This is a genomic window from Paenibacillus oleatilyticus, assembly GCF_018998565.1.
Lineage (GTDB): Bacteria > Bacillota > Bacilli > Paenibacillales > NBRC-103111 > Paenibacillus_G > Paenibacillus_G oleatilyticus.
On the sequence record NZ_JAHNZO010000001.1, the window covers coordinates 68190 to 76825 of the forward strand.

6 protein-coding genes and 1 pseudogene are annotated in these 8636 nt (G+C 52.1%); 5 read left to right on the forward strand and 2 right to left on the reverse strand.

Going from position 1 to position 8636, the window contains the following annotated elements; genetic code table 11:
* Positions 1-10: 10 nt before the first annotated feature.
* Entirely contained in the window at positions 11-748 is a 738-nt protein-coding gene (locus tag KQX66_RS00350; protein ID WP_216788482.1) for a YheC/YheD family protein, read from the reverse strand.
* A gap of 257 nt (positions 749-1005) precedes the next feature.
* Positions 1006-2535, reverse strand: coding sequence for a glycosyltransferase (locus tag KQX66_RS00355; protein ID WP_216788484.1), 1530 nt, complete (start codon positions 2533-2535; stop codon positions 1006-1008).
* 215 nt (positions 2536-2750) lie between these two features.
* Here KQX66_RS00355 and KQX66_RS00360 point away from each other — a divergent pair, with 215 nt between their 5' ends.
* From KQX66_RS00360 to KQX66_RS00380, 5 genes and pseudogenes are all read left to right on the forward strand, one after another.
* On the forward strand, positions 2751-3617 hold the full coding sequence (locus KQX66_RS00360) for a glycosyltransferase family 2 protein (protein ID WP_216788487.1): 867 nt from the start codon (positions 2751-2753) through the stop codon (positions 3615-3617).
* Between the two features lie 116 nt (positions 3618-3733).
* Positions 3734-4873 (forward strand): DegT/DnrJ/EryC1/StrS family aminotransferase, encoded by a 1140-nt coding sequence (locus KQX66_RS00365; protein WP_216788489.1) that lies wholly within the window; start codon positions 3734-3736, stop codon positions 4871-4873.
* Positions 4870-5511 carry an acetyltransferase gene (locus KQX66_RS00370; protein WP_216788491.1) on the forward strand — a complete coding sequence of 214 codons (642 nt, stop codon included), beginning with the start codon at positions 4870-4872 and terminating at the stop codon, positions 5509-5511. Before KQX66_RS00365 ends, KQX66_RS00370 begins: the two co-directional genes overlap by 4 nt.
* 341 nt (positions 5512-5852) lie before the next feature.
* Complete coding sequence (locus KQX66_RS37155; protein WP_253956831.1) at positions 5853-6260, forward strand: class I SAM-dependent methyltransferase; 408 nt, start codon at positions 5853-5855, stop codon at positions 6258-6260.
* 1161 nt (positions 6261-7421) lie between these two features.
* A pseudogene (locus KQX66_RS00380) lies at positions 7422-8636 on the forward strand (hypothetical protein); the annotation flags it as partial.

The following is an 8636-nucleotide window of genomic DNA, read 5'->3' on the forward strand; positions in this document are numbered from 1 at the left end:
GTTTTCCTTTCTATTTGATCAGCCGTCTCCGAATCAAGCGCTTATTTTTCATAATTCTATGCAACGGGGTCTTGTCTGGAAGTTGAGTGAACAGCTTATGCCCTGGCCGCGAATTGGCTTCGATAATCCATATACGGCCGTTTTTCTCAATCCCAAGATCAACTCCCAGTTCACGAATCGCATGCCGCTTGTTGATGGTTCTAGCCATGAGATGGGAGATCTTTGTTATTTTTTGTAGCGTGTTATTTACTTTTTTTCGATCCTTAAAGAGCCTCGATAATACCGGTTTGAGCTGTACTCCATGTCCGCCTTTGTGATAATTTGTGACGAACCGGCGCGGAGCGGCCACACGGGCAGCCATGCCGGAAATTCCCCATTTCTTGTTCGGTTTCTGCATGTAAATTCTGGCGTCAAAAATCGATCCCTTGTACCGGGCCAAACGAAGTCCCCGCTGCACCAGATACTGTCCGGATGGTTGCAAATAAGACTGAATCGTTTTATACAAAGAGGCGGGACCGACGCGTGTGCGCCTAAGACCGCACCGGACCTCGTAGCCGTTGCGGACCCTCTTGACCCGAATGATGCCGTTTCCCCCGCTACCATGATTGGGTTTGATGAAGATCGTTGAATACGATCTCAGCATCCGCAAAGCCCTCGCATGGGTAAACCAGAGCGTTTCGGGGATATGGCGCCGCAAAACGGAGTGTTGCAGCATTTCCCTATGTTTTTTCATTTTTCCAATTCCCACGGCGATCCTCTTCTCTCCTTAATATTTTTTTTACATTTTATGACGAATATAAATTTCAAACACGGTGTAAACCTATAATTCTTAAATTTTTGCTCCGCAACTCTCAGAGATCACTTATCTATGGTGTGCCTACAGGGAACTGCAAATCAACCTCCTGTTACATGTACAGGAGGTTGGTTTATTGAAGAAATATGAACTTCAGTTCCAGAAAACAATATTGGGGCTTTCTCCCCTACCGCTTTATGCTGCCCGGTCTTTTAAGGCATCACAACCACTTTCTCTTTACAGGATGCACAATACTTTGCGTACTGGATACAAGTGTCCAACGAATCGTCCGGCTCCATCGGCCACCAGCGGATCGCCCCTGCCGGTGCATGGGAAGCGAAAAACTCCACTTCCTTGGGGATGCGGCCCACAACGATAACCTCGGTGTTCTTAAAGCCCGACTCCATACCCATTTGGAGGGTCTTCCTTAATTGAGTATGCTCCGTTTCCGGATGAGCGTATGGAATCGGGAACAAGATCGAAACACGGGAAGTATCTTCATGAATGACATGAGCCGTTTTGCGGGCGGGAGCATGTACGGAAGTCTCCCATATACGGCTGTACGGCAGATGTTCCGGCAGTTCCAACTCGGTTAACCTCGAATGAATTCTATCGTGGTAAACCCGTTCCAGTTCTCTGACCAAAATCTGGATCTGCTTATTTCTTAGAAACGTCGTGTTGTTTCCCCTTTCGTTCCGATATTGGATATAAAGTAAATCGGGAACGGCCGCAAACTTGGAACAAAGAAACGTCCGAATCAGCATGTCGTAATCGTCGGCCACCAGCAGCTCATCGCGATGGCCCCCGACCAGATGATAACAATCCCGGGACCATGCGCGAGGATGATTCGGCAACCCGACCAAATGGCGGACCGTATTGCCGTTGATCGTCGTATGTCTGTGCGCATTTTGCCAGCGGTTCATGGCATGCAGCCAGACCCGATAAAATACGCTGTATCCAAAACCGCAATCCCAGCCGTACCAATGCCCATGAAGGTTCTCTGCGTACACCTCGGTGCAATCCCCGTAAACCAGGCCGCATTCGGGATTCTCCTGAAAGGCCCGAACAATCTTCTCCAGGCAATCGGGCATCAGCTCGTCGTCATGATCCACCTCGACCAAGATTTCCCCTGTACAAAGACCTGCGGCATACCTTTTGAGCGCCCCGATATAGCCATTGCGGGAATCCTGGCGATATCTGCGCACGCGTGGGTCTTTCAGAGGAAGCAAGTCATTCTTGTAGGTTTCGTCGTCATCTCCGGAATCGTCCACAATGACCCATTCCCAGTTCGGGTAAGTCTGATTTAACAGTGATCGATAAGGACGTTGAATTCTTTCTTTGGACTGGTAGCTGGCCGTGAACACGGAGATCAGAGGCGTATCGGAAGTAAAACGGGTAGGAGGAACTGTTTTGTTTTCAGGGAGAGGATCCGTCCCTTTGAGCCAGCAATAAAACAGTCTACTCGATTCCAGTTCGTCCGGCGAATGGAAGTGCAGCCAACGTTTTTTTTCCTGAACAGGCAGCGATTTTAGAGTTGTAAAACATTCCCATTCATCTCCTATGGAAGCATAGACGCGCGGCTTCCGGGGGCCGGCATCGACTAATGGATCATCAGGTCCATACATTTTCACGGTGATGTGGTTTTCTGCCAGCCTCAAGATCGGTTCTTTCAATTTATCCTTCGAAATCTTGTCTGTCACAAACAGATGAACCGTCAATAAAGGAATGAAGTCCGATGACAAGTTGATTCCCCTTTCTCAAATGTCGAGCACAAGCTGGAGCCCGAGCGTCGATCCATTCTCTTTTTCACATACGCAGTTTATTCCCCCTCCCTCATATTTGTCCGCCTAAAAACCTTGTATGAACGCACATTTCGCTTGTGGACGCATACTCTGAGAGGTAATAATCCTATCGTACATGCGGGACACAACTCATTTTTAAGAAAGGTGGAGTGATCTTGGAACATGCGTTGGTTAGTGTCGTTATCCCCGCTTATAACCGTCCCCATACGCTAAAAATCGCCATCGACAGCGTACTCGAACAAACCTACCCGAATATCGAAATCGTCATTTGCGACGACAGCTCCAATAATGAAGTGCAACAAATGCTGGAAGCGGCTTATCTGCCGTCTTATCCCCGGATCAAATATCACAAAAACGAGAAAAACCTTTTTCTTGAAAACTGGCACAAATGCTTCGACCTCGCCTCGGGGGAATATATCAATTACTTGATGGATGACGACGTATTTCATAAAGAAAAGCTCTCCAAAATGCTCCGTTTTTTTCACGAATTCGAAAACATCACGCTAGTCACCTCCTACCGGCAAACCATCAATGAATCGGGGAGCCCTCTTGCGCCCATCGCCGCAACGGTCAGACTCTACGAAGAAACGAGAGTGATGGATGGAAAAACGCTGGGGAACATCGCGTTAACCCGCTGCTTAAATGTCATCGGCGAGCCGACGACCGTTTTGTTTAAAAAAGCGGACCTTACCGAACCGTTCGGTGTCTTCCGCGGGAAGCAATATTCGCTGATCAACGATATGGCTGCCTGGTTATCCCTATTGTCCAAAGGAAAAGCGGTGTATATTCCGGAAGCGCTCAGCTACTTTCGATTACATGCCAACCAAAATAACAGCGCGCTTGGCTTCAAAGCGTTCAGCGAATGGCTCGATATCACGATCGCCTCCAGAGAAGAGGGTTTTCTCGAGACAGAGGAGTTGTACAAAACCGCCCTACTTGCTTACCGCAAACGCGTGCAGGGATACCCGCAATTTGCAGCGGACATTCAGCGGATCGATTCGATCCTGAATACGATAGAATGAGGCATTGCGAAAATCAGAGAGGCAGGTATTCGCCGTTCCACCCGCTCGTGGGTTTCATACGATAAGGTGTGCACATTTTAATTGGAAAGCGGATTCCAGTGGGAAGAGGTTGCCTTATGTACGAAATTCCGTTCTTGCGACCGAATTTAGTCAAAAAGGAGCGGTTGCTTTCTTATTTTGAAACTATAGAAGCAAGCCGGATTTACTCCAATTACGGACCCTTAAATCATCTGTTTGAAACGCGCGTGATTGCCCAAATGTTCGATGGCATCGGCGCAGCCGTGACGATGCATAACGCTACAATCGGGCTGATGCTGGCGATTTCGCAAAGCAAGCGGACCCGGGGCAAATATGCGGTGATGCCCAGCTTTACTTTTGCAGCGACCCCTCTCGCCGCCGAGTGGTGCGGGCTTGAGCCGTATTTCCTGGATATCGAACCGGACGATTGGCAAATGAACAAAGCGCAATTGGAGGAGACGATCGAGCGGCTGGGCGAGCAGATCGCGGTCGTCGTTCCTTACGCCACTTTCGGTTCGGCTATCGATTTATCCCTATACGATAACCTGCTGCAGGAAGGAATTCCGGTCGTCATCGATGCGGCTGCCAGCTTTGGAACGACTGCTCTGGAGGATACTGCACAATTCGGCAAAGGCTTCGGCGGAGCCGTGGTGTTCAGCTTTCACGCGACCAAAACGTTTGGTGTCGGAGAAGGCGGTTTAGTCTATAGTGCGGACCAGGATCTCATTCAGCGAATCCGCCGGGCCGGAAACTTCGGCTTTTCCAGCTCCAGGGAATCCGTGATGTTAGGCTTAAACAGTAAAATTTCCGAATATACCGCCGCTATCGCCTTGGCCACTCTCGAAGGATTCCAGGCCGTACAGGAGCGAAGAAAAACGATCATCGGCTATTATCGCCGTGAACTGCAGCAAGAAAATTTATTGCAGCGGGGATGGTCTGCCCAACAGATGCAAGGCCAGGTGCCCCTGCAATTTTTCTCTCTGCTGAGCCCGGACTCCCCCGGCAACCGGGAAATCATCCGGCGGTTAGCCTCCCATTCGATTGAAGCCCGGACTTACTTCTCCCCGGCATGCCATCAGCAGAAGCAGTTTCAAAGCTGCCCCCATTCCGATCTTCAGGTGACGGAACGGGTTGCAGACCGAATTGTCAGTCTGCCGCTCTGGGAGGAAATGAATGAGGCCACCGTCAGGCGAATTGTGAAGGTGCTTGGAAGCATTACCGAGGGGAATGCCCTATGAGAAAGATCGTTATCTGGGGATCGGGCGGACATGCCCGCGAAGTCAACTGGCTTTGCGAAGAGCTGGGAGTGCAGGTGCTGGGGTTTCTGGACGAACGGCCGGAAATGAAGGGCCAACGGGTGAATGGAGTTTCCGTATTGGGAACGCTTGACGATATCGAAACGATGCGGCATGAGGCCGAGATCGTATGTGCCGGGGTCGGGGACCCGGCGTTAAAGAAGCGGTTCGCTTACGATACCATCCGGTCGGGATTCCGCATCGCAGACCCGCTGATCCATCCGCGTGTCCGTTTGTCGGGAAGAAATACCGTGGGGCAAGGCAGCATGATCTGCGAAGGCGCCATTCTTACCGATAATATCCGGATCGGAAGCCATGTGATCATCAATCGAAGCGCCAACATCAGTCATGATACGGTCGTTGACGATTATGTCACCATCGCCCCGGGTGTGAATCTGGCGGGCAACGTGACCGTAGGCGAAGGAACCTACATCGGCATCGGCTCCTCGGTTCGGGAGAAATGCCGCATCGGCTGCTGGTCTATGATTGGCGGCGGAGCCTTTGTCAAAGACGATATCCCCGACTTTACTATGGCTGCGGGGGTGCCGGCCGTCATCAAAAAACGGCTTGATAAGAAATAGGAAAGGAGAAAAATCATTTGGTTGACCACCTCAAACACCAAGGTCCCTACTATTGTCCTTATTGCAATAATACGATTGTACGCTTTCGCCCGTGGCCGGATATTTACGACTTTCCCAAGTGCCAGTATGAAATGTGGAACAAGCAGACCGCCATGTGTCCCGTGTGCTCCTCTTTCGACAGGGAAAGGTTGTATAAATTCTATATTGAACGTGAAACGGATCTGCTCGTAAGGCCGCAAAAATTACTGCACATTGCACCCGAGAAAAATTTAAGGAAATGGTTAAAAGGGCTTCCGAACCTTTCCTATCTATGCGGCGACTTAATGCCTCAGGATGCGGAAATGGAGCGGGTAGATTTAACGGCTATGCCTTACGCTGACGAAACCTTCGATGCCGTTATTTGCAGCCATGTACTGGAACATATCCCCGAGGATCACAAAGCGATGGCGGAAATTTACCGCGTATTGAAACCGGACGGCTGGAGCATTCTGCAAGTGCCGATCGCTTTAAACTTCGAGGAGATTCTGGAGGACCCGGCGGTGACCTCGCCGCAGGCAAGAAAAGCACACTTCGGCCAAGACGATCATGTACGCATATATAATCGTAAAGGATTCGTTGACCGGTTGGAAGCGGCCGGGTTTCATGTCGCTTTATTTAATTTGGCGGAAACATACGGTGTCGAGGAAGCAAACCTTTACGGTTTGTCCGAGAAAGATACGCTGTATATCGGGACCAAACGGACAGTTTGATAGAAGCAAAGAGCCGGTTGCCACTTGGCAGACGGCTTTTTTAATAGGTTACACAGCAAAAGAAGCTTTTACGGCCATTTCAAAATATACGATTTCACCTCTGCAAAAGCCGCGGCTCGCTGCGCATTATCACATACTATATTAAAGGCTTCACGATCTTAAGTTTTTGAGAGTGGAGCTAAATCAGTATACGGAGGTGATATCCAGTTGGCCGAATCCGCATTTAGAGCCCGGGCATTGACGAACCAAATTATTACAACATCCGGACCCTTCGACGTAGCCTTTCAAACCGTTGAGTATGATTTGAACGGCGAGTACAACCCAGCGACTTCAACCTTCGTCTCCAGTCAGGGCGGCGTGTATACGATTAGCGTCAGCCTTCTGCTCTTGGCGGACCCTTCCGTGGGATACGTTGCACTCTCATTTGCAGGACCCAACCAATCCGGAATCATTTTCATCCGAGATTTGGATCAACCGGACCTACCTTTCACAGTAAACTACACCGCCCAAATGAATTTCGCTCCGGGTGACAGCACGGGAGTATTTCTTCAACCCAACGCCGGAACGGTTACTGTGATAGCCCAGTCCGTCTTTACTCATTTTGAGGCTGCACGGACAGATGGAGCAGTTGGGCCTCAAGGGCCTCAAGGACCTCAGGGCGCAGGACCTCAAGGACCTCAAGGACCTCGTGGTACGCAGGGACCTCAAGGACCTCAAGGGCCTCAAGGACAGCGCGGCGTTCAAGGCTTCCAAGGACCTCAAGGACCTCAAGGATCTCAAGGGCCTCAAGGATCTCAAGGGCCTCAAGGACAGCGCGGCGTTCAAGGCTTCCAAGGACCTCAAGGACCTCAAGGACCTCAAGGCACTCAAGGACCTCAAGGGCCTCAAGGACAGCGCGGCGTTCAAGGATTCCAAGGACCTCAAGGCACTCAAGGGCCTCGCGGCGCTCAAGGCGCTCAAGGACCTCAAGGGCCTCAAGGACAACGCGGTGTTCAAGGCTTCCAAGGACCTCAAGGCACTCAAGGGCCTCAAGGTGCTCAAGGCGCTCAAGGACCTCGCGGCGTTCAAGGCTTCCAAGGACCTCAAGGACCTCAAGGTACTCAAGGACCTCGCGGCGTTCAAGGCTTCCAAGGACCTCAAGGCGTTCAAGGGCCACAGGGTATCCAAGGACCTCAGGGCGATCAAGGGCCTCAAGGTACTCAAGGCGTTCAAGGGCCTCAGGGCATCCAAGGACTTCAGGGTGATCAAGGGCCGCAAGGTACTCAAGGCGCTCAAGGACCTCAGGGTAACCAAGGGCCTCAAGGTACTCAAGGCGCTCAAGGACCTCAGGGCATCCAAGGACCTCAAGGGCCTCAAGGTGACCAAGGACCTCAAGGGCCTCAAGGCGACCAAGGACCTCAAGGGCCTCAAGGACCTCAAGGTGATCAAGGGCCTCAAGGTGACCAAGGGCCTCAAGGACCTCAGGGCGATCAAGGACCTCAAGGACCTCAAGGTGATCAAGGACCTCAAGGTGACCAAGGGCCTCAAGGACCTCAGGGCGATCAAGGACCTCAAGGACCTCAAGGACCTCAAGGTGATCAAGGACCTCAGGGGGACCAAGGGCCGCAAGGACCTCAAGGTGATCAAGGACCTCAAGGGGATCAAGGGCCTCAAGGTACTCAAGGCGAGCAAGGACCTCAAGGTGACCAAGGACCTCAAGGACCTCAGGGCGAACAAGGACCTCAAGGTACTCAAGGCGACCAAGGACCTCAGGGGGACCAAGGGCCGCAAGGCGCTACCGGCGATCAAGGACCTCAAGGCGACCAAGGGCCTCAAGGTGTAACTGGCGCTCAAGGACCTCAGGGCGATCAAGGGCCGCAAGGCGCTACTGGTGATCAAGGACCGCAAGGCGATCAAGGGCCGCAAGGCGCTACTGGCGCTCAAGGACCTCAAGGCGACCAAGGGCCTCAAGGCGCTACCGGCGCTCAAGGACCTCAAGGCGACCAAGGGCCTCAAGGCGCTACTGGCGCTCAAGGACCTCAGGGTGACCAAGGGCCTCAAGGTGTAACTGGCGATCAAGGACCTCAAGGCGACCAAGGGCCGCAAGGTGTAACTGGCGATCAAGGACCTCAGGGCGATCAAGGGCCGCAAGGCGCTGCTGGCGCTCAAGGACCTCAGGGTGATCAAGGACCGCAAGGCGCTACCGGCGCTCAAGGAACTCAGGGTGATCAAGGACCGCAAGGCTCTACTGGCGATCAAGGACCTCAAGGTGATCAAGGGCCGCAAGGTGTAACTGGCGCTCAAGGACCTCAGGGCGATCAAGGGCCGCAAGGCGCTGCTGGCGCTCAAGGACCTCAGGGTGATCAAGGACCGCAAGGCGCTACCGGCGCTCAAGGA